The sequence below is a fragment of the Streptomyces sp. DT224 genome, assembly GCF_049844595.1.
In the GTDB taxonomy this organism is placed as follows: domain Bacteria; phylum Actinomycetota; class Actinomycetes; order Streptomycetales; family Streptomycetaceae; genus Streptomyces.
In genome coordinates this window covers 31,301-51,387 of record NZ_JBNCLI010000010.1, presented here as the reverse complement: position 1 = coordinate 51,387, position 20,087 = coordinate 31,301, and the positions used below count along the sequence as shown (strand labels likewise).

The window sequence follows — 20,087 nt, the reverse complement described above, 5'->3', positions numbered from 1 at the left end:
TCAGCCGGCGGTGCCGGGCTTCACACCCCAGACGTAGACGACATCGTCGAGCGCGAGCAGATCCCACAGCTTCGCCGCGTCGTCCACCGTCAGGTTGACGCAGCCCGCCGACCCGCCCCCGTCGTACAGGTCGCCCGGGTGCCCGTGCAGCGCCTGACCGCCGTCGAAGAACTGCGCGTACGGCATGGGGGCGTCGTCGTAGAGGTCGGAGACGTGGTCGCGGTCGCGCCAGTAGACGGTGTGCCGGCCGGGCCGCGTCTCCTCCGCGTCGCGGCCGGTACGGATGGGCACGGGCCCGAAGACGACCTTCTTGCCCTTCTGCACCCACAGCAGTTGGCGGTCCATGTCCACGCAGGTCACCCGGCCGCTCTCGACGGGGCAGTTCCCGGCGGCGTTCGGGTCCGGTGCGGCCTCGACCACGAGCATCGCGCGATACGTGCCGAGGTCGGCGAACCCGTCGGGGTGCGGGCGGCCCCGCTCGGTCTGGAAGGACCGGATCGCCCGGCAGTCGGCGTCGGACTGGCGGCCGTCCACGGGCAGCTTGAGGTGGGTCTCCAGTTGGCGCTGGTACGGTCCGGCCGGCGCGGTGCACGCGGCGTCGCGGCCGGGCGACGCGGCCGAGGGGGCCGCGGTGCAGAGCAGCGCCATGGCCGCCGTGGCGACGGCGGCACCGATGAGGCGGTGGGGACGGGACACGGCCGGACCTCCTGCGGGGGATCAAAGCGGAAGCTGTACTGCCGAGCCAATCAGCACAACGCCCGGCCGCCCACGAGTGGGCGGCCGGGCGGGTGACCGTGTCAGCCGCGAGCGGCCTTGTGCGTGTCGTCCTTGCAGTCCTTGCCCTTGCACGGCTCACCGCGGTGGTTGGCCAGCTCCACGGTGACGCCCTCCTCGCTGTTCTCCTCCGTCACCTCGTACGGCCCCGAGACGGGGTTCGCCGGAAGCACGTAGCCCTCCGGGACGGCGATCTCGCGGAGGTAGTACTCACCGAGCGGAAGGTCGTCGAAGGCGCACTGCCCGTCCTGGTCGGTCGAGCAGCCGGCGTCCGCGAGGGTGTCGGGGTTCGCCCCGCCCGTCTGGAGGCCGGGCACGTCGTTGCTCTCGCGCCACAGCTCGAAGACGGCCCCGGGCAGCGGCTCCCCGTTCTTCGCGTCCGTCTTGTCGAGCGTCAGCGAACCGGTCACGGGCGGCGTGGTCTCCTCGCTGTTGACGGCTTCGGCCTGGACGCCGTCCTCGGCGTTGTCCTCGGTGAGGGTGAGCGGCCCGAAGACGTTGGGGTCGGGGAGGTCGTAGCCGTCCGGGGCCGCCGTCTCGCGCCAGTAGTAGGTGCCCGGGACCGTGGTCGCGGTGCAGATGCCGTTCGCCGGGGTGGTGCAGTCGGAGACGTGGGTGTCGGGGTTGATGCCGACCGTCTGAAGGCCGGGCGTGTCGTTGGTCTCGCGCCACAGCTCGAAGTCGGCCCCGGCGAGCGGCTCACCGGTCTCGGCGTCGGTCTTGTGGACGCGGACCTCACCGGTCACGGGCGGCACGGGGGTCTGGCTGTTGACGGCTTCGGCCTGGACGCCCTGGTCCGCGTTGTCCTCGGTCAGGACGAGCGGCCCGAAGACGTTCGGGTCGGGCAGCTCGTAGCCGTCCGGGGCCGCGGTCTCGCGCCAGTAGTACGTACCCACGGTCGTGGTCTCGGAGCAGACACCGTTCGCCGGAGTGGTGCAGTCGGTGACGAGGGTGTCGGGGTCGGCGCCGTCGGTCTGGAGGCCGGGCACGTCATTGCTCTCGCGCCACAGGTCGAAGTCGGCTCCGGCCAGCGGGTCACCGGTCTCGGCGTCGGTCTTCAGCACGCTCACCGCGCCCGTCACCGGCTGCGGACCACCGCAGTCCGGGAGGTCGCCGTTGAACGGGTAGGCGTGGAACTCCACCCCGGCGCTCTCGCTGGTGTGGGTGAGCGAACCGGTGGTGAAGAACCTGCCGTTCATGCCGGGCAGGCTCACGGTGCTCATGGACGCCTGCTCGCCCACCAGCACGCTGCCCTGGAACTGCCCGGACCCCACGAAGGACGCCGTGGTGGCGTCGGGCAGGTTCCACAGCAGCCGCTCGCGGTACTGGCCCAGCGTGTCGCTCCCGCTGGTGGTGTTGCTGACCCGGTTCTCCCCGACCACGTTGACCAGGATCGTCGCGTCGTCGGGGATGCCCGTGAACTCGATGGACTGGCTTCCGTTGGGGGAGTTCGGATTGACCAGGTCGAAGTCGACGTTGAACACCTGGAGAGCGGACGTCCCGTCGCCGGTGAACAGCGTCCGGTAGCCCTCGTTGACCGCGGTCCCGGTCGGCGTCCGGGTCTCGCCGTCCGGCCGCGCGTAACACTGGCTGGCCGCCGTGAGCTCGTCGCGCAGGCCCGCGTACGGGGCCGTCGTGTCGTCGTCCTGGATGGTCCTCCCGGTGACGGTCCCGGACAGCGCGCCCGCGTAGCGCACGGTGCCCAGTTCGTCGACGAGGCCGCCCGTCGTGTCCAGGGTCTGCCCGGCGGCGATGGTCACGTCCCCGCCGGCGGCCAGGAAGTCCGATTCGACGGGCGGCGCGACGCGCGACCCCACCCCGACGATCCCGAGGTTGTACAGGCTGCTCCCCTGCGTGTCCTTGTTCTGGTCGAAGTCGTCGAGCACGACGACCCGGCCCTCGGCCTCCGCCGCACGCCCCCGGACGAAGAAGTCGTCGCCCACGAAGATGTTGATCGCGTCGTCGCGACCGGCGATCGGTCCGTTGTTGACGTCGGGGAACGGGTCGGGGCAGTCGCCCGGCACGCACGGCCCGAGACCGCCGGGCAGGGTGGCGGCGGCGGCCGGCGTCGCGCCCAGACCGAAGGTGAAGGCGGGGACGACGGCCGCCAGGACGGCACAGGCCGCACCCGTGGTGCGGGCGCGCGAGCGCAGCGCGGTCAGGCGCTTGGGCATGGGTTTCATGACGGCATCCTGGGCACCCCCGGCCCCCGCTCCGCGCGCGCGACACGGCCGTTGCGCCGGGCGGCGGGACGGGGCCACCCGGACGGAGGGCCGCTGTCCGTCCAAGCGGCCGGGGAACCGGACCGGCGGACTCACCCGCGCCGGTGGTGCTGATCCCTCCAGGCCCGTGGCGACATCCCGTACGCGCCCTTGAAGACCTTGCTGAAGTGGGCGGCGTTCACGAAACCCCAGCTCCGCCCGATCGCCGCCACGGTCCGCGCCCGTCCGCCCGGCCCGGCCAGCTCCCGCTTGCACGCCTCCAGACGCCGGGCCCGTATCCAGTCCCCGAGACCGATCCCCGCCCGGGACAGCACGGTGTACAGATGCCGTACGGAGATGCCGTGCGCGGCCGCGATCCGCGCCGCCGACAGGTCGGGCTCGGCCAGATGCTCCCGCATGTAGTGCGTGATCCGCAGGGCGAGCGTCGCCTCCATCGGCTCCTTCGCCGTCGCGGCGTCCCTGTGCCGGGAGGCCAGGACGGCGCGCAGCAACTCCATGCTGGGCGCCAGCACGGCCTCGGCGCGGTCGCTGCGGTGCAGCTCGTCGCTCCGGGCGAGCTGCGAGAAGTACGTGTACGCCAGCCGTGCGAGCGGGTCCCCGGCGCCGAACGTGAGCGTGGCGGTGTCCCGGATCAGCCGGTCGGGCAGCGCGAGCGCGGAGAGGGGCAGCCGCAGGAAGTGGTGGTCCACCCCTTCGTCGAAGAGCAGCGTGTACGGGGCGTTCGACCGGAACACCGCGAACTCACCCGGCCCGATGACGCATTCACGCCCGTTCTGCGCGCCCATGCTGGTGCCCGTCACCTGAAGGCTGAGGAAGAGCGAGGGCTCCTCGTCCTTCCGCACCAGCTGCTCGGTCCGCCGCAACGTCACCGCCGTCGACCGGGCCGAAGACACCCTCAACGCTCCGACCGCCCTCACGTCCATCCGGGCCCGGATCTCCCCGTCGGGTGCCCGGTGATCGATGTCCACCGGCACCACGGAGTCCCACACGGCGTGCCGGATGATCTCCTCGCGGTCCTGCGGCGGTATGTACGCGGTGTCCAGCGCCGGACTCATGTGCGCCCCCTCGACATGAACGGTCCGAGAAAAGTGTGGAGTACACGCTCCCACGGTGCAACGGCTGTGACAGGCGGGGGACATGACGCGGATGCACGCGGGACAAAGGACTCCGCACACACGGCAAAGTCCCGCGGCCCCGATGCCCCCAGGCCGTATCATGCCGACCGGCGTCCGGCGTGCACAACTGGCACAGACATGCGCGCATACAGCACAGTCGGGCTTTGATCCGCCGACTAATCTCCTCGATCGCAGCGCCGCGTGAAGCGTTCGGAAAGCCCTCACGGGCCCTGCGAGAACAGTGCCGGAATCGAGCACGTCGGTAAGTGACGTCGTCACGAGGGGATCTGCATGTCAAGGAGCTGGATCAGAACCATCAGGTCGGCCGGACTGGTGGCGGCGATGGCCGCCGGCCTACTCGGCGGTGTCGCGGCCACGCCGAGCGTGGCGGCCTCCCATGAATGTGATCGCCAGGAACCCATCACCAAGAACGGCACGTACGTGTTCTATGTGCCCTTCCAGTACGAGCCGATTCACCAGAGCGGCTGCCTCGTGCACAAGGGAGCGGTCGGCGGCGAAGTCAAGGCCATCCAGCGTTCCCTCACCAGGTGCTACGGCCGAGACATCGTGGTGGACGGCGTGTTCGGTGACAAGACCTTCGCGGCCCTGAAGCGCGTCCAGGCACAGATCGGTGTCACCGCCGACGGCGTGTACGGCCCGAAAACCCGTGACGCCATGGTGTGGCCGCGCTTCCGCGTCAGCACCGGGCAGTTCGTCAACTGCGTGAGCTGGTGACAACACAGGACAGGACAGATCACGCCATCAGCGGGGCAGGGCCGGAGGATCGCGATCCTCCGGCCCTGCCCCGTTCGTCTTCCTCAACACGACAGGACAGCAGGTTGAGACGCAGCGAGTACCGGCCCCACCGGGTGCTCGCGACCATGGCCGTCGCCCTGGCGGGCCCGCCAACGCATCAGCGTCCTGTTCGCCATGCTCCGCGAGGGCACCTTCTACGAGTCACGCGTCCCCGAAACAGCTACCGCATGACCGGCCTCGGACTTGCGTAGCTGAACCAAACGGCCTCACAGGCAGTCGCATCCTGTGGAGTAGAGCAGCAGGAAGAGGGCCGTCATGGCGGTCACAGTGAAACCGACAGCGGTCAGGGCTGCGAGGCCCCGACGGCGCCCCCTCGCGGGAGTGCGGAAGGTCTGCCAGGCGCCGTGGGCGAGGAGGAGGCTGAGCAGCCCAGCCCCCGCGATGGTGAAGCGTGGGCTGAGGGACCAGCTCAGGTAGGCGATCAGAGCCAGGCAGCCGAGCAGGGCACAGGCGAGCAGGCTGAGGATCACCTCGGCGACGGCTTCTCCCAGCGTCTCGACCAGGAAGTCGCCGACGCCTTTCGCTGCCCTGCGGACCCCCATGACGCTCCTCCCTCTTGCGTCGATGGCCCCGAGCGGGGCCTGGTATGGAGGACCCCCGCCGAGCCGGAATGGTTGCCGGGGTGCTCAAGAGTCGCCGACTGCGGCACACGGTCACACCTTGACGAAGGACATAGAGGCACCCCCTAGGAGAAGAGAACTTGTCATGAACACCCGCACACGACGGCTGAAGTCCTCCGGTGCGGTGACCCTCGCGGCTGGGAGCGCTGCTCGGCGGCGCCCTCGTCTGGGCGCCCACGGCGGCGGCGGTGGCGCCGACGTGCACCGGTGTCAACAACGATTACGAGGGAGCCAACGTGCGTTCGATTCCATGGGGATTCGATACGGCTGCGGGTAGGTACACGAGCGCCTGCACACTGCATCGCATCAGGGGGCTACCGGCGCAGGCGTGAAGGCGCTCCAGCGAAACATCAATGCCTGCTACGGCGCGAGCCTGGCCATGGACGGCAAGTTCGGCGCGGCCACGTTCGCGGCGGTGAAGTCCGTGCAGCGCCGCGTAGGCGTCACCGTCGACGGCAAGTACGGTCCGCAGACCCACAAGGCCATGAAGTGGGGCCACTGGAACAAGACGACGGCCGAGTTCGCCGGTTGCTGGTAGGACGGCGCGGGTAGGACGAGAGCCCTGCCGGTCCGAAGCGGACCGGCAGGGCTCTCGTGCGTACAAGCGCTGCCCGTACTACTTCGCCGTGGCGAGTCCGACGAACCCGGCCCAGGCGTTCTGCGATACCCGGAGGACGGGCCCGGCCGCGTCCTTGGAGTCACGGACGTGCACGGCTCCGGCGCCGGTCGCGACCTCGACGCACTGGCCGCCCTCGGCTCCGCTGTAGCTGCTCTTGAACCACGCGAGGGAATCGGTCGTGTCCATGGCTCTCCCAACAGCATTCATAATTCGGCAGGTTGACCATTGATGGACCCATGTCGGGTCCGCGCAGGCGAGAGCCCCGCTGGTCCATCGCGGACCGGCAGGGCTCTCGTGCGTACAAGCGCTGCCCGTACTACTTCGCCGCGGCGAGTCCGACGAACCCGGCCCAGGCGTTCTGCGACACGCGGAGGACAGGCCCGGCCGCGTCCTTGGAGTCACGGACGTGCACGGCTCCGGCGCCGGTCGCGACCTCGACGCAGTCACCACCCTCCGCTCCGCTGTAGCTGCTCTTGATCCAGGCGAGGGGCTCAGCGTTGTTCATAGCTCTCCCAGCAACTTCTCGATGAACGCCAGTGACTCTCGCGGGGTGAGAGCCTGCGATCGGATGATCCCATAGCGCGCTGCGGCGAGCGCAGCCTGCTTCGGGTCCGTCTCCAGTGAACTCGTGCCCTGTGCCTCGACGTACAGGAACTTCTTGCCGTCCTCGCGAGTGACGACGGTGAACGGCCCGTCCACACCCGAGTTCTCCACGGAGTCGAGCGGCATGACCTGAAGCTCGACGTTCCGTCGCTGGCCGATCAGGAGGAGGTGCTCCAACTGGCCTCGCAGCACCTCGGTGCCGCCGAACTTCCGGCGAAGTACCGACTCGCACATGACGAAGCTCAGGAGCGGCGCGGGGCGGCGGTCGAAGATCTCCTGCCGGGCCAGCCGTGCCGTCACCCGCTGTTCGATGATCTCCGCGTCGAGAACAGGGCGCCGGAGAGCGAGAACCGCCCGCATGTATTCCTCTGTCTGGAGGAGCCCCTTCACGACCAGCGTGTCGTACGACAGCAGCTCGATCGCCTGCTTCTCCAACTGCGCCATGCCCTGGAAGAACACCGGGTACTGCGCCTTCTCCACCGGCTCCTTCCACACCGCCAGCAGGTTGTCCGCGCCCAGCTCCTTGTCCGCCTTGTCGATCGCCCTCGGCGGCGGGATCCTCCGGCCCTGCTCGAAGGAGGCGATGGTGGACGCCGAGTACCCCAGGCGTCGGCCCAGCTCGTCCCGCTGCATGCCCGCCCGTACGCGTAAGGTCTTCAGGCTCTGCCCGAAGGCGATGACCACGTCCTGGCCCGCCTTGTCCGCCGCCTGGGCCCCGTCCATCCCCCCGGGCTCCACCCGTTCAGCCGTCATCGCACCCTGTCTCGCTCGCTCGCGCCGTGTTCCACGTACTGGTGCCGACAGCGCGCGTACAAGGAGATCGCGTCGGTGCGTCACCACTGGTCACGCTACGCCACTGCGAGGACTCTCGTAGTCATGACGAGCAACATCGACAGCCCCCACCGCACCACGCAACCCACCCACAACTTCCCCCACTTGGGCACCCCGAGCTTCGACATGAGGTTCACCTCCACGCCCCGGGGCGCCCGGCTGGCCCGCCGCCTGTCGGCGGTGCGGCTGGACGCGTGGGGGCTGCCGTACGGGACGGAGCCGCACGAGGCGGTCGTCCTGATCACGGCCGAGCTGACGGCGAACGCGGTGCGGCACGGGCACGTGCCGGGGCGGGACTTCCACCTGCTGCTGCGCCTCGTGGAGCGGCCCGGTCCGACCGCGCGGATCGAGGTGACCGACACCCGGGGCGAACAGGTCCCGCCCCGCTCCGGCAAGCTCCCCGCCGCCGGCCTCGCGGACGACGGGCGCGGCCTGGTGCTGGTCGAGGGCCTGGCCACGCGCTGGGGCTGGTATCCCAGGGCGCAGGCGCCCGGTAAGACAGTGTGGGCGGAGTACGGCTTGCCGTTGACGTAACGGAAGCTTCTACGGTCGTGGGACAGGGCCGGAAACACCGGCCCGGTACGGCGCAAGCGTGGGGAGACGGCGATGGAATGGCCGACCGCCGAGGTGGTGCGGATGTCGGGAGTGACCGCTCGGACGCTGCGGCACTACGACGCGATCGGACTCCTGCCGCCCGCCCGGACGGGGGCGGGCGGGCTCCGGTACTACGGCGAGCGCCAGCTCCTGCGGCTCCAGCAGATCCTGGTCCTGCGGGAGCTGGGGCTCGGGCTGGAGGACATCGGCCGCGTCCTGGCGGAGCAGGTCGACGCCGTGGAGGCCCTGCGCGGCCACCACCGGCGGCTCCTGGCCGAACGGGACCGGCTCGACACGCTGGCCACCACCGTCTCGCGCACGATCGCCGAACTGGAACAGTCCAGGAAGGACGACGCACCCATGACCATCAACCGACCGGAGAACCTCTTCGAGGGCGTACAGCCGGACCAGTATCAGGAGAGCCTGCGCGACTTCCCCGCCCACGCCGAGCGGGTCGCCCAGCACGTCGACGGAATGAGCCCGGAGGACATCGAGGCCGGCCAGCGCGACCGGACGGCCCGGATGATCCGCCTCGCCGAACTCCGGGCCGCCGGGCACGCGGCGGACTCCGCGCCGGTCCAGGCCGAGATCGAGGCCCACTACCGGCTGCTGTCCGCCCTGCGCCCGGTCACCGCCGAAGAGCACCGGGCCATGGGCCGCTCCGTCGTGGACAACCCCGACTGGCGCGCCGCCTACGAGGCGATCGCCCCCGGCCTCGCCGCGTTCCAGCGCGACGCCATCGAGGCGTACACGGCGGACCGCCTCGGCTGAGCACGGACGGGGGGCCGCCCCGGCGGAGGGGGCGGCCCCTCGGAGCCGTAACGCCAGACGCGGGCCAATGTGCGACGATCGCCCGAATGACGGGCGTGAGCGGGGATTTCGAGCTGTCCATGGCCGAGCTGCGCGTCGTGGCGCGGTACGCCGCCGAGGCGGCGCAAGGCGTTCTGGCGGTGTTCGAGGACGCCCACCCCGACGACGGCAGGCCGCGTGCCGCCCTCGCGGCGGCCCGGGAGTTCATCGACGGCGCGCCCCGGACCAGGCTCCAGCGCGTCACGTCGATGGACGCCCACCGCGCGGCGAAGGAGGCGGCCACCGAAGCCGCCCGGCTGGCCGCGCAGGCGGCGGGCGACGCCGCGTCCGCCGCCTACCTGCACCCCCTCGCGAAAGCCCACCAGGTCGGCCACATCCTGCGGGCCGCCGCGAACGCGGCCCGCATCGCGGAGATCGCGGCGGGGGAGGACCCCGGGGCGGCGGACCGGGCGCTCGAAGTGGCCCGCGAACGGGCCACCCCCGCCCTGATCGACGTCCTCCGCCGCTACCCGCTCGCGCCCGGCGGCAGGAGCCGCGCCGCGCACCTCATGGCCGCGCTGGACGCCTCCCTCCGCCGGGTGCTGTGACGCGTGCCCGTGCCTCCGCTCAGCAGCTGACGCTGCCCCGCCGCAGCGCGTGCCCGCCGTCGTTCGCGTCGTCCGACCAGTACACCGGCTTCGACCCCGATACGCACTCGTCCGCGCCGGACAGCGCGAAGCCCTCGTTGTTGTAATCCGGCATGCCGGACGGGCGGTTGTACGCCGCCGTCGGCGCGAACGCCCCCGTCGCGTTGACGGCCAGGGTCTGGTGCCGGCCGTCGCACGTGTCGTCGCAGACCGCCCAGAGCCTGGACGCCTGGGGCTCCCACTGGAGCTCCATCACACCGGACAGACCGCTGCTGAAGGAGGCGATCCGGGTGTACGAGCCGGAGTCGGCCAGGACGTACCCGTACACCATGCCCGTGCCTTCGACGCCGACGAAGAACACCCCGCCGCTGTGCGAGGCGTAGTGGGCCGGGTCGTACGCCGCACCCGTCGCCGCGTCCTTGAAACCGGACCCGGTCAGCGCGCTGTCCGGGATCCAGGTCACCGCTTCCAGGCCGAGATTGGAGCCGGTCGACGGGAGGTCGGAGGTGAGGTTCCATTCCCTGGTGGCCGTCAGGGACGAGCCCGTACCGCTCACGTCGTACCGCAGCACGGACAGGCGGCTCGTGCCCGAGGCGTCCCCGTTGCGCTCGCTCGCGACGAAGATCCCGCCGGCGGCCGCGGTGACCCCCTCACTGTCCGGGCTGCCGGAGCCGCCCGGGAAGCGCAGGGTCTTGCCGGAGGACCAGCCGCTCGCGGTGTCCGGCTTCCAGCCGCCGGACCCGTCCCGCACCAGGCGCCACAGCGTGCCGCTGTTCTGCGCCGCCCACAGCACCCCGCCGTCCTGGTACAGCCCGCTCAGGTCCTCGCCGAACACGTTCGAGCCGTCCGCGGTGGCGACCGCGCTGCCTCCGGGCCACGCCGCGGGAGCCGTCGAGCCCCCGCCCGTACCGCAGTCGTTCGCGGCGCCGAGCGTCACCGCGTCAGCCTGCCGGAACGCCCCCGTGCCGTCGGCGCAGCGCGACCAGGACGGGTCCGAGTGCGCGCTCCACGAGAAGCCGTCCACCTGCGTCTTGCCGTCGGCCAGGTACAGCCGGGCCTGGTCGGCCGACCCGAGACCGAAGGCGCCGCTGACGTCGAAGGCCCGGAAGCCGCCCGGCGCCAGCATGGTCCCGGAGGGGATTTTGTACGAGTGGCCCGCGTCGTCGTCCTTCAGGATCCAGCCCGACACGTCGACCGACGAGGCGCCCTTGTTGTAGAGCTCGACCGAGTCGTTGACGCCGCCGGTGGTCACCACCTCGTTGATACGGACCTCGTCCGCCGGGGCTGCCTGCGCCACCGGCGCCCCGGTCAGCGCCCCGGCGGCCAGCAGCGGCGCGGCGACGAGAAAACGGGCGAGGGCGCGGGGCCGCCGTGGGCGGGAGGGCGATGTGGTCACGGAATCCATCCTGGGGTCGTGAGGAGGTGGGCCGCCCGACGGTCTCGGCCCCGGCCGAACGGAATGCCGTCCCCCGGAAGGACGGCCCGGGAACGCCAGGCGAATTTCTGGGCGCCCGCCGCCGAGACCCGCTCGTAGGGCGTGCGCCGGCCGTTCTCGATCGATGGTGGACGTGACCAACGAGCCGCGCCGGGGCCGGATCGAGCGGCGAGGACCCGCACCTCACCACCGTCGGCCGACGCCGGCTTCCGGAGATGACTACTCTCATGGGCATGTCATCTCAAGGACGCAACGCCGGGGCCGCCGTCTGGATCGTGCTGGCGGTGCTCAGCATGGTCACAGCGGTGATCTTCGGTGCGGTCGCGATGGACGCGGCCTCGAAGGTCTCCGACGAGACGGTGGTCGGGACCAGCGGCTCGCTCAGTCCTTTCGAGGACGCGCGCTGCGTCGTCGAGCAGAAGGGGACTCCGCCCGACCAGCCCTTCCAGAAGTGCTACTTCGAACACGCGGCGGAGACCGAAGAGGCCGCAGCGCTCTGGGAGCGGGAGATCGCGGTCCGCCAGTCGAAGACGCAGGTCAAGGGCTACCTGGCGATCGTCTTCGGGCTGGTGGGCGTGGTCTTCGCGGTCTTCGCCGCCGTGCCCGCGGGCGCCAGGCGCACGGAGCCCGCACCGGCGCCGCCTCCCGCGCCGTTGGCGTGAGCCGAGGCCAGGAGATCCTGGTCGGCCACGATCATACCTCCGAGGCGCGAGCCGGAGCGGCAGGACCGGGCACTCTCCACACACCGGCGCCAACCGGGCACGTGGCCCGGTTTCCGGTCCGGGGCCGCCGCAGCCACGGCACAATGGCAGGTGATGACCAGCACCACCGCGCCAGGCCACGGGCCGGACGAATTCAGTCCCTTCGCCCACCTCACCGTGCAGAACACCCCTCTCTACCGTCAGGTGATGAGGGCGTTCGTCATGGCCAAGGAACACTTCGCCGTGCATCTGCGTCCCGAAGACGTGTACGCCGCACTGCCCGGGGACGTGCGCCCCGGTGAGCTCGACGGGGTCGTCAAGGCACTGGACAAGCTGGTCGAGTGGGGGAATCTGCGCGCCGACCCCGACACCGGGCGGGTCAGCGCCGTCGAGGACTTCTACCGCAAACGCTTCATCTACCAGCTGACCCGGGCGGGGGAGGCGGCCGAGGAAGCCCTCGCCGCCTATGACGAGGCGCTCGGGAGGCGAGGAGCCCTTCAGGCCATCGCGCTGCACGACATCGTCACGCAGCTGCGCGCTCTGCTCGTGCTCACCGCCGACGAACAGCCGGACCCCGGCAAGACCTACCTCGCGTTCGACGCGCTCGCCAGCCGGTTCGCCGCTCTCGCCGACAACGCGCGCGCTTTCATGAGTTCGCTGCAGCGGACCATCGACCTGCACGAGGTGGAGGAAGAGGTCTTCCTCGCGTACAAGGACCGCCTCATCCAGTACCTGGAACGCTTCATCCAGGACCTGATCACCTTGGGCGGACGCATCGCGCAGCTCATCCTGGAGCTGGAGGACTCCGGCAGGATCGAGGTCCTGCTCAGGGCCGCCGCCGGGCGGGAAGCGGCCGACGCCGCGCCGGAGGACGCGGAGCCCGCCGCACGGACGGCCTACGCCCACTGGGCGGGCCGCTGGGACGGGCTGGCGGCGTGGTTCCTCAGCCGGAACGGACGCGAGTCGCAGGCCCGACTCCTGCGTGGCCGTGCGCTGGGCGCCATCCCGCAGATGCTGGCCGTCGTCCGGGTGCTGGGGGAGCGCCGGGCCGGCCGGTCGGACCGCTCCGCGGACTTCCGCACCCTCGCCCGCTGGTTCGCCGAGGCCCCCGACGACGCGTCGCGCCACCAGCTGTGGCGGGCGGCCTTCGGGCTCCACCCCGCCCGGCACCTCACGGTCGACGCGGACACGCTTGCCGCCCGCCGGGCCGCACCGGTGCCCGCCGCGACGCCCTGGGCCGCCGCGGAGCCGCTGCGGATCAGCCCCCAGCTGCGCCGCACCGGAAGCTACGAGCGGCGGGGCAAGCCTCGCAAGGTCGAGGACCGCCGGGAGCGGCGTCGCCGCCTCGCCGAGGTGGCGGCCGAACAGGTCGCCGAGATCGCCGCCGCCCGCGACCGGCTCGTCACCGACGGAGCGGTCAGGCTGTCCGAACTCGGCGAGCTCGACCCGGTCTCCTTCGGTCTCTTCCTGCAACTGCTCGGTGACGCACTGGCCACCTGGCGGCCCGGAATGCGGCGCACCGTGGCCACCAGCAACGACGGTTCCATGGAGATCAGGCTCAGCGCCCTGGCCGAGGGGCCGCAGGCGGTGGTCCGTACGCCCTCGGGGACGTTCCACGGGCCGGATCACCTCATCGAGATCGTCGACCTGACCACCGACGATGACAGCGACGCGCCTGTGTACGGAGGAAGCGGACGATGACGACGCCACCGGCGGAAGTGCTCGACGGGCAGCACGCCACCGAGCTGCGGAAGGCCGCCCGCGCCCTGCTGAAACAGCCGCTCCTCCTGGCCCACGGAAAGCACGCCGACGAGTTCCGGCTCGTGCGACGGCACGCCTCCGAACTCCGCGACTGGTTCGACCGCAACACCGGCTGGCCCCTCCACGTGGACGCCGAGACCGCCAGGCTGCGCAAGATCCCCGGCGTGCTCCACGACGCCACGCACCCCGCACGCGAGACGACCCGCGCCGCCGCCCCCTTCACCCGCCGCCGCTATGTCCTGCTCTGTCTGGCCCTGGCGGCCCTGGAGCGCGGCGAGTCCCAGATCGCTCTCGGCCGTCTCGCCGACCAGGTCGTCCTCGACGCCACCGACCCCGGGCTCGTCGCGTCGGGCATCCACTTCACCCTCGACCGCCGGGAGGAGCGCCTCGACCTCGCGGCCGTGGTACGGCTCCTGCTCGACCTCGGCGTGCTGCGCCGGGTCGCCGGAGACGAGGACGCTTACGTGAACGGGGCGGGCGACGTGCTCTACGACGTCGAACGCCGGGTCCTGGCCGGGCTGCTCGCGACCCGTCGGGGGCCCTCCACCGTGCAGGCCGAGGACACCGCCGACCGGCTGGAGCAGCTCGTCGCCGAAACCGCCCTCGACAGTGAGGAGCTCCGCTTCCGCGCGATGCGGCACGCACTCACCCGCAGACTCCTGGACGATCCGGTGCTCTACTACGACGAGCTGAGCGATGCCGAACTCGGCTACCTCACCAGGCAGCGGGGGTTCCTCACAGCCCGGGTGGCCGAGCTGACGGGCCTGGTGGCCGAGATCCGTGCCGAAGGCATCGCCATGGTCGACCCCGAGGACGACCTCACCGACGTACGGATGCCCGAGCAGGGCACCCACGGCCACATCACCCTGCTGCTCGCCGAGTACCTGGCGGAGGAGGGCCGGCCCGTCACCACCCGCCGGCTCGCCGAGCGGGTGCGGGAACTCGCCCTCGTACACGGCACCTTCTGGTCCAAGGCCGCGCGGGAGCCGGGCGCGGAGGCCGAGCTCGTCGAGCAGGCCGTAGCCCGGCTCGCCGCCCTCGGCCTGGTCTCCCGGACCGCCGACGCCGCCGAGCCCCGCCCCGCGCTGGCCCGCTACGCGGTCGGCGAAGCCGTCGTACTCGAACCAGGCACACCCGGCGGCGCGCGCATGCCGGCTCAGCGAAAGGCCGGCCCGGCGTGACCCACCCGCTTCCCGAACCCCTCCGCACCCGCTGGCAGCCCCTGCGGATCGGGCTCGTCGACCTCTTCCACTACGACGTGGAGGAGTTCCACTTCCGTGACGGACGACTGTTGCTGCGCGGCAACAACGGCACCGGCAAGTCCAAGGTGCTCGCGCTCACCCTGCCCTTCCTGCTCGACGGCGACCTGAGCCCGCGACGGGTGGAGCCGGACGGTGACCCCGGCAAGCGGATGGAATGGAACCTCCTCCTCGGCGGCGAGCACCCGCACACCGAGCGCCTCGGCTACACCTGGATCGAGTTCGGCCGACTCGACGCGAGCACCGGGGAGAGCCACTTCCGCACGCTGCTGTGCGGACTGAAGGCAGTGAGCGGACGCGGGATCGCCCGGCACTGGTACGCGGTCACCAGCCGCCGCGTGCAGCACGGCCCCGGCGCACCGGTGGAGGGGTTCCTCGGCCTGGTCGACGCCACCGGTACGGCCCTGACCAGAGACCGCCTGGTCGAAGCCGTCGCCGGCCACGGCATGGTGTACGACCAGGCCAAGACCTACCGCCGGGCCGTGGACGAGGCCCTCTTCGGGCTCGGCGAGCAGCGGTACGGCGCCCTGGTCGACCTGCTCGTCCAGTTGCGCCAGCCCCAGCTGTCCAAGCGCCCCAACGAGGCAGCCCTCTCCCGCGCACTCACCGAGGCCCTGCCCCCGGTGGACCAGGCCGTGATCGCCGACGTGGCCGAGGCGTTCCGCTCACTCGACGAGGAGAAGACCGAACTGGCGGCCGCCTCAGCCGCGGAGCGCGCCGCCGCCGGATTCCTGGAGCACTACCGGCGCTACGCACGCGTCGCCACCCGCCGCCGCGCCAGGCTGCCACGCACCGAGCACTCCCGTTACGAGCAACGCCAACGGGACCTCGCCGAGGCGCAGGCCCAGCAGGCCGGGGCCGAGGAGGAGCGGCAGGCGGCGGCCGAACTGATCGCGGAGCTGGACGAGCGGCAGAACCGGCTGCGCGCCCAGGACGCGGCGCTGCGGGAGAGCCCCGAGATGCGCAGCGCCGAGAACCTCGAACAGGCACACCACGAGGTGGAGCGCACGGCGCGTGCGGCAGAGCGGGCCCGGAGCGACCGGGACCAGGCGGTGCGGCTTCACCGCAAGGGCCTGGAACGGCTCGGTGCCGCCGAGAACCGGTTGCGGACAGCTGACCGGCACGCCCGGGAAACCTATCGGCAGGCGGGCGAGGTCGCGGCAGTCGCCCGAGTCGTCCTGCCGGGGAACGTCCTGCCGGACGAAGGACCCGCCCCGAGCGAACTGCGCCGCACGGTCGAGGAGGCCGTGGAGCGGGGCCGGCGTGCGCTCACCCATGTGACGGACCTCGCCAGGGCCGCCGCCCGCGCCGCGGAGGAGCGGCGCTCGCTGGCCGTCCGGCTGGACGAGGCCGATGCGGACCGGTCCGCGGCCGCGGCGGAGCTGGGCCGGGCGGAGGACGACGTGGTGCGCGCCGGGCGGGCGCTGCTGGACGAAGTCCGCACCCGCGCCCGTGGCTGGACCGAACTCGCCTACGCGGACGAGCCCGGCCTGCTGGACGAACTCCAGGAGTGGGTGGGCCGCCTCCATGGGCCGTACCCGGCGCGGGTCGAGGCCCTGCGCGCCCACAGCGCCGCATCCGCGCGGCTGGCCGAACAGGCTGCCGCCGCCGGCCGGCGCCGGGCCGAACTCACCGGGCAGGCCGACGCGCTGCGACAGGAACTGACCGCGCTGGAGGCCGGCGGGCGCCGTCCGCCGCAGCCGCCGCGCACCCGCACCCCCGGTCTGCGCGAGCGGCTGGCGGGCGCTCCTCTGTGGCGGCTGGTGGACTTCGCGGACGGGCTGCCCGAAGCGGAACGCGCCGGCCTGGAGGCCGCCTTGGAGGCGTCCGGAATGCTCGACGCCTGGGTGCTGCCGAGCGGTGCGGCCCTCGCCGCAGGCACCCGCGAGGTGCTGCTCGCTCCGGGCGGAGGCCCGGTACGGGGCGCGTCGCTCGCGCATCTGCTGCGCCCGGCGGTGGACCACGGGGACGCCGGGGCCGCGGCCGTGGGCGAGAAGACCGTGGACCGGCTGCTCGCCGCGATCGGCGCCGGGCCGGAGGGCGGAGCCGGAACCTGGGCCGCCGTCGACGGGCGCTTCCGGGTGGGCGCGCTGACCGGCCGGTGGGCCAAAGCCACCGCCGAGTACATCGGTGAGGGCGCGCGGGAGGCTGCCCGGCGGGCCCGGATGGACGTCGTGCGCCGCGAACTCGCCATTCTGCGGGGCGAACTGGAGACCCTCGCGGAACTGGCCGACACGGTGGCCGCCCGCCGCAGTGCGCTGGACGCGGAGGTGGCGGACGTACCGGAAGAAACCGGCCTCACCCGGGCACACGAACGCGCGGCAGCGGCCGCGGAGGCCCTGCGCCGGACTGGTGAACGTCGTGAGAAGCGCGCAGCGGCCTTCCGGGAGTCGGCTGCGCGGAGCGAGTCGGCGGCGGCGGAGCTCGCCCGGACCGCCGAGGACTTGAGCATGCCGGACGACGAGGAAGGACTGACGGCGGTACGTGACGCTCTCGGCGCGCTCGCCGAGGTGCTGGCCGGCCTCTGGCCCGCCCTGCGTGAACGCGGTGAGGCCGGCGCCCAGGTCGCGGACGAGCGTACCGAGGCCGGGCAGGCCGCCGAGCGTGCCTCAGAGCTTACGGAGCGCGCGAAGGACGCGGAGGACGAGGCGGCGGCCGCCGGCGAACGCTTCAGCACCTTGCGTTCCACGGTGGGCGCCGCCGTCGACGAGCTTCAGCGCATGCTGGTGCGGACCGCGGAGGCGTCGCGCACGTGCGAGACCGAGCAGCGGGCCGCCCGCCGGCGCCATGCCGAAGCCGACCGGGCGGCAAGCAAGGCCGAAGGCCGCATCGAGCAGCTGCACGAAGGGCTGCGAGAGGCGGCCGAAGCGCGTACCGAGGCCATTGCCGCGCTCCAGCGGTTCACCGACACCGGGCTGATGACGGTGGCGGTGCCTGACATCGAGGTGCCGGCCGTGGACGGCGGCACGTGGGCCGCCACCCCTGCCATCGCGCTGGCCCGTGCCGTCGACGCGGCGCTGGCGTCCACCGACGACTCCGACAGCGCCTGGGAACGGGTGCAACGCAAGCTCAGCGAGGAGTTCAAGACCCTCCAGGACACCCTGTCCCGGCACGGGCACCGGGCCTCCGCCCGGATGGTGGAGCACGGCATGGTCGTCGACATCACCTACCAGGGCCGTGAGCGGTCCGTACCGGACCTGGCCGCGGCACTGGCCGTCGAGGTCGGCGAACTGGCGCGCATCCTGTCCGCACGCGAGCGGGAGATTCTGGAGACCCATCTGGTCACGGAGGTCGCGGGGACGCTCCAGGAACTGATCGGCGCGGCCGAGCGGCAGGTACGGGACATGAACGTCGAACTGGAGGAGCGGCCGACCTCCACCGGCATGCGACTGAGGCTGGTGTGGCGGGCATCCCGCAAGGCCCCCGCCGGGCTCGCCAAGGCCAGGGAGCGGCTGCGCCGGTCGGCCGACGTCTGGTCCGCCGAGGACCGCGCGGCCGTGGGCGAGTTCCTCCAGGAGCAGATCGCTCGCCAGCACACCGATGACGCCTCGGGCAGCTGGCTCGACCATCTCACCGCCGCGCTGGACTACCGGACCTGGCACGAGTTCGGGGTCGAGCGGCATCAGCAGGGCCGCTGGATCCCGGCCACGGGCCCCGCCTCCGGCGGCGAGCGGGTGCTCGCCGTGTCGGTGCCGCTGTTCGCCGCCGCGTCCTCCCACTACGCGAGTGCGGGCAGCCCGTACGCGCCGCGCCTGGTCACCCTCGACGAGGCGTTCGCCGGGGTGGACGACGACTCCCGCGCGAAGTGCCTGGGCCTGCTGCACGCCTTCGACCTCGACGTCGTGATGACGAGTGAGCGCGAGTGGGCCTGCTACCCACAGGTGCCCGGCATCGCCATCGCCCAGCTGTCGCGGATCGACGAGGTCGCGGCGGTGCTCGTCACCCGGTGGGAGTGGGACGGTACGCGCAGGCGGCGCGGCCCGGACCCGGAGCAGCCCGCGCACGCGGTTGCCGCGCCCCGGCCCGGGCAGGCCGACGCGTCGGAGCCTCTGTGGACCTGACCCCCGCGACGGTCGACGACATACGACTGCGCAGACTCCTCGGCGCTCCCGGCCTCCGCTGGCTGGTCGAGCGGGCGCGCCGACGCCTGGAGCGCGGGCAGCCGCTCACCGGCCCGGTAGCACTGACCTCACCCACGGAAGACCAACGGGTGGCCGCCGAAAGGCTCTTGGGCCGTGCGCCGGGCGGCGGACGGTCCTTGTCCGTGCGCCTCGACGCGGTGGACGACGTGCTGCGCCGCTCCGGCGTCAGCCCGGCCGGACTGGCCGCAGCCGTGGTGGCGCTCACCGGGCCGGTCACCCTCCTCGGCGACGCGCGCGCCGAGGAACAGCGGGCCTGGACGCGGGCATACGCCCCGCTCGACGCGCTGGCGGACGAGGTCCCCGCCCTCCAGGGCTGGGCCGAACGGGTCCGGAACGACGGGCTGGCACGGCGCCTCGCCGGAACCCCCGACGCGGCCGCCGACCTGCTCGGCCGTGCCGCCACCGTCATGAGGGCCCTCCCGCTGGAGCCGCCGGTGTCGCTTCCCTCGTTCGCCTCCCGGCTCCTCGGCAGTGCGCACGCGCTCGACGACGGAACTCCGCTCTGCACGCTCGCCCTTTCCGGCATCCGGGCGCTGACCGGCGTCCCCGACGCGGGTGGCGCCCAGGGGCGGCGCGAGGCGTGGGCATCGGTGGGCCTGCTGCGCGACGAGCTGTCCTCGACCGTGCTCGCCCTGAATCTGCGGGGCACGCCCGCCCTGGACTGGATGGCCGACGCGGGTGAACCCGCCGTGCTGACCCTGCGGCAACTGACCCGTTGCCCGCCCAGCTCGGCACCGCCGGTGGTCCGGATCTGCGAGAACCCGGCGGTGCTCGCCGCAGCCGCCGACACGTACGGCACCCGGTGCGCACCCCTGGTCTGCCTCCAGGGCCAGCCGTCCGCCGCCGCCCTGGTTCTCCTGAACCATCTCCACACGCACGGCAGCCGCTTCCAGTACCACGGCGACTTCGACTGGGGAGGTCTCCGCATCGCCGCCGCCCTGCTGCGACGGGTCCCCTGGAGCCCGTGGCGCTACACCGCCGACGACTACCGCGCCGCCGTGGACACGCGGCCCGCCGGACCGCCCCTCACCGGGGTCAGGGCCGAGGCGCCGTGGGACCCGGGGCTTCCGGACGCGTTGCAGGAGGCGGGGGTGCGGGTGGAGGAGGAGGCGGTGCTGGACGATCTGCTGGCCGATCTCGGGTGAGTCGGGGGGCCGGG

At 72.4% G+C, this 20,087-nt stretch carries 18 protein-coding genes; 10 read left to right on the top strand and 8 right to left on the bottom strand.

Translation table 11 applies throughout. The features are described 5' to 3' along the window. The 3 genes from ACLQ2N_RS24730 to ACLQ2N_RS24720 all read right to left on the bottom strand — a co-directional run bounded on the left by ACLQ2N_RS24730 (position 1) and on the right by ACLQ2N_RS24720 (position 4,051). Positions 1 to 696, bottom strand: coding sequence for a L,D-transpeptidase (locus tag ACLQ2N_RS24730; protein ID WP_425816336.1), 696 nt, complete (start codon positions 694 to 696; stop codon positions 1 to 3). Between the two features lie 101 nt (positions 697 to 797). Continuing rightward, positions 798 to 2,957 (bottom strand): SpaA isopeptide-forming pilin-related protein, encoded by a 2,160-nt coding sequence (locus ACLQ2N_RS24725; RefSeq protein ID WP_425816335.1) that lies wholly within the window; start codon positions 2,955 to 2,957, stop codon positions 798 to 800. Between the two features lie 131 nt (positions 2,958 to 3,088). Then, a complete protein-coding gene (locus tag ACLQ2N_RS24720) occupies positions 3,089 to 4,051 on the bottom strand; it encodes a helix-turn-helix domain-containing protein (RefSeq protein WP_425816334.1) in 963 nt (320 codons plus the stop codon). Between the two features lie 351 nt (positions 4,052 to 4,402). Here ACLQ2N_RS24720 and ACLQ2N_RS24715 point away from each other — a divergent pair, with 351 nt between their 5' ends. Beyond that, positions 4,403 to 4,846, top strand: coding sequence for a peptidoglycan-binding domain-containing protein (locus ACLQ2N_RS24715; protein WP_425816333.1), 444 nt, complete (start codon positions 4,403 to 4,405; stop codon positions 4,844 to 4,846). A gap of 287 nt (positions 4,847 to 5,133) precedes the next feature. Here ACLQ2N_RS24715 and ACLQ2N_RS24710 read toward each other — a convergent pair whose 3' ends face one another. Then, a complete protein-coding gene (locus tag ACLQ2N_RS24710) occupies positions 5,134 to 5,469 on the bottom strand; it encodes a lysine transporter LysE (RefSeq protein WP_425816332.1) in 336 nt (111 codons plus the stop codon). 406 nt (positions 5,470 to 5,875) lie between these two features. Between ACLQ2N_RS24710 and ACLQ2N_RS24705 the strand changes: the two genes are divergently transcribed. Next, positions 5,876 to 6,085 carry a peptidoglycan-binding domain-containing protein gene (locus ACLQ2N_RS24705; protein WP_425816331.1) on the top strand — a complete coding sequence of 70 codons (210 nt, stop codon included), beginning with the start codon at positions 5,876 to 5,878 and terminating at the stop codon, positions 6,083 to 6,085. Positions 6,086 to 6,163: 78 nt separating this feature from the next. Here ACLQ2N_RS24705 and ACLQ2N_RS24700 read toward each other — a convergent pair whose 3' ends face one another. From ACLQ2N_RS24700 to ACLQ2N_RS24690, 3 genes are all read right to left on the bottom strand, one after another. Continuing rightward, positions 6,164 to 6,352: a DUF397 domain-containing protein gene (locus ACLQ2N_RS24700; protein ID WP_425816330.1), complete on the bottom strand. Its 189-nt coding sequence runs from the start codon at positions 6,350 to 6,352 to the stop codon at positions 6,164 to 6,166. A gap of 130 nt (positions 6,353 to 6,482) precedes the next feature. Then, positions 6,483 to 6,671, bottom strand: coding sequence for a DUF397 domain-containing protein (locus ACLQ2N_RS24695; protein WP_425816329.1), 189 nt, complete (start codon positions 6,669 to 6,671; stop codon positions 6,483 to 6,485). Beyond that, positions 6,668 to 7,522: a helix-turn-helix domain-containing protein gene (locus tag ACLQ2N_RS24690; RefSeq protein ID WP_425816328.1), complete on the bottom strand. Its 855-nt coding sequence runs from the start codon at positions 7,520 to 7,522 to the stop codon at positions 6,668 to 6,670. Before ACLQ2N_RS24690 ends, ACLQ2N_RS24695 begins: the two co-directional genes overlap by 4 nt. A gap of 123 nt (positions 7,523 to 7,645) precedes the next feature. Between ACLQ2N_RS24690 and ACLQ2N_RS24685 the strand changes: the two genes are divergently transcribed. The 3 genes from ACLQ2N_RS24685 to ACLQ2N_RS24675 all read left to right on the top strand — a co-directional run bounded on the left by ACLQ2N_RS24685 (position 7,646) and on the right by ACLQ2N_RS24675 (position 9,591). After that, on the top strand, positions 7,646 to 8,134 hold the full coding sequence (locus ACLQ2N_RS24685; protein WP_425816327.1) for an ATP-binding protein: 489 nt from the start codon (positions 7,646 to 7,648) through the stop codon (positions 8,132 to 8,134). A gap of 72 nt (positions 8,135 to 8,206) precedes the next feature. Then, positions 8,207 to 8,965 (top strand): MerR family transcriptional regulator, encoded by a 759-nt coding sequence (locus ACLQ2N_RS24680; protein WP_425816326.1) that lies wholly within the window; start codon positions 8,207 to 8,209, stop codon positions 8,963 to 8,965. 86 nt (positions 8,966 to 9,051) lie between these two features. Further along, positions 9,052 to 9,591 carry a putative immunity protein gene (locus tag ACLQ2N_RS24675; RefSeq protein WP_425816325.1) on the top strand — a complete coding sequence of 180 codons (540 nt, stop codon included), beginning with the start codon at positions 9,052 to 9,054 and terminating at the stop codon, positions 9,589 to 9,591. Between the two features lie 19 nt (positions 9,592 to 9,610). On the opposite strand, the gene ACLQ2N_RS24670 is transcribed toward ACLQ2N_RS24675, so the two are convergent. Next, the gene (locus ACLQ2N_RS24670) at positions 9,611 to 11,026 is read right to left on the bottom strand and encodes a lamin tail domain-containing protein (protein ID WP_425816324.1); all 1,416 of its coding nucleotides are present in this window, start codon (positions 11,024 to 11,026) and stop codon (positions 9,611 to 9,613) included. Positions 11,027 to 11,298: 272 nt separating this feature from the next. Between ACLQ2N_RS24670 and ACLQ2N_RS24665 the strand changes: the two genes are divergently transcribed. From ACLQ2N_RS24665 to ACLQ2N_RS24645, 5 genes are all read left to right on the top strand, one after another. Continuing rightward, positions 11,299 to 11,727 (top strand): hypothetical protein, encoded by a 429-nt coding sequence (locus tag ACLQ2N_RS24665; protein ID WP_425816323.1) that lies wholly within the window; start codon positions 11,299 to 11,301, stop codon positions 11,725 to 11,727. A 153-nt stretch (positions 11,728 to 11,880) separates the two neighbouring features. Continuing rightward, positions 11,881 to 13,467 (top strand): TIGR02677 family protein, encoded by a 1,587-nt coding sequence (locus ACLQ2N_RS24660; RefSeq protein WP_425816322.1) that lies wholly within the window; start codon positions 11,881 to 11,883, stop codon positions 13,465 to 13,467. Further along, positions 13,464 to 14,708: a TIGR02678 family protein gene (locus tag ACLQ2N_RS24655; protein WP_425816321.1), complete on the top strand. Its 1,245-nt coding sequence runs from the start codon at positions 13,464 to 13,466 to the stop codon at positions 14,706 to 14,708. The genes ACLQ2N_RS24660 and ACLQ2N_RS24655 overlap by 4 nt, the downstream gene beginning before the upstream one ends. After that, a complete protein-coding gene (locus ACLQ2N_RS24650; protein WP_425816320.1) occupies positions 14,705 to 18,847 on the top strand; it encodes a TIGR02680 family protein in 4,143 nt (1,380 codons plus the stop codon). Before ACLQ2N_RS24655 ends, ACLQ2N_RS24650 begins: the two co-directional genes overlap by 4 nt. Beyond that, positions 18,838 to 20,073, top strand: coding sequence for a TIGR02679 family protein (locus ACLQ2N_RS24645; protein WP_425816319.1), 1,236 nt, complete (start codon positions 18,838 to 18,840; stop codon positions 20,071 to 20,073). The genes ACLQ2N_RS24650 and ACLQ2N_RS24645 overlap by 10 nt, the downstream gene beginning before the upstream one ends. Positions 20,074 to 20,087 lie beyond the last annotated feature (14 nt).

Excerpts from the sequence above, each read along its gene's own strand:
- ACLQ2N_RS24685 (WP_425816327.1), top strand. The coding sequence starts at position 7,646 with ATGACGAGCAACATCGACAGCCCCCACCGCACCACGCAACCCACCCAC.
- ACLQ2N_RS24725 (WP_425816335.1), bottom strand. The coding sequence starts at position 2,957 with ATGAAACCCATGCCCAAGCGCCTGACCGCGCTGCGCTCGCGCGCCCGC.
- ACLQ2N_RS24715 (WP_425816333.1), top strand. The coding sequence starts at position 4,403 with ATGTCAAGGAGCTGGATCAGAACCATCAGGTCGGCCGGACTGGTGGCG.
- ACLQ2N_RS24720 (WP_425816334.1), bottom strand. The coding sequence starts at position 4,051 with ATGAGTCCGGCGCTGGACACCGCGTACATACCGCCGCAGGACCGCGAG.
- ACLQ2N_RS24675 (WP_425816325.1), top strand. The coding sequence starts at position 9,052 with ATGACGGGCGTGAGCGGGGATTTCGAGCTGTCCATGGCCGAGCTGCGC.
- ACLQ2N_RS24695 (WP_425816329.1), bottom strand. The coding sequence starts at position 6,671 with ATGAACAACGCTGAGCCCCTCGCCTGGATCAAGAGCAGCTACAGCGGA.
- ACLQ2N_RS24700 (WP_425816330.1), bottom strand. The coding sequence starts at position 6,352 with ATGGACACGACCGATTCCCTCGCGTGGTTCAAGAGCAGCTACAGCGGA.
- ACLQ2N_RS24660 (WP_425816322.1), top strand. The coding sequence starts at position 11,881 with ATGACCAGCACCACCGCGCCAGGCCACGGGCCGGACGAATTCAGTCCC.
- ACLQ2N_RS24680 (WP_425816326.1), top strand. The coding sequence starts at position 8,207 with ATGGAATGGCCGACCGCCGAGGTGGTGCGGATGTCGGGAGTGACCGCT.
- ACLQ2N_RS24655 (WP_425816321.1), top strand. The coding sequence starts at position 13,464 with ATGACGACGCCACCGGCGGAAGTGCTCGACGGGCAGCACGCCACCGAG.
- ACLQ2N_RS24665 (WP_425816323.1), top strand. The coding sequence starts at position 11,299 with ATGTCATCTCAAGGACGCAACGCCGGGGCCGCCGTCTGGATCGTGCTG.
- ACLQ2N_RS24690 (WP_425816328.1), bottom strand. The coding sequence starts at position 7,522 with ATGACGGCTGAACGGGTGGAGCCCGGGGGGATGGACGGGGCCCAGGCG.
- ACLQ2N_RS24710 (WP_425816332.1), bottom strand. The coding sequence starts at position 5,469 with ATGGGGGTCCGCAGGGCAGCGAAAGGCGTCGGCGACTTCCTGGTCGAG.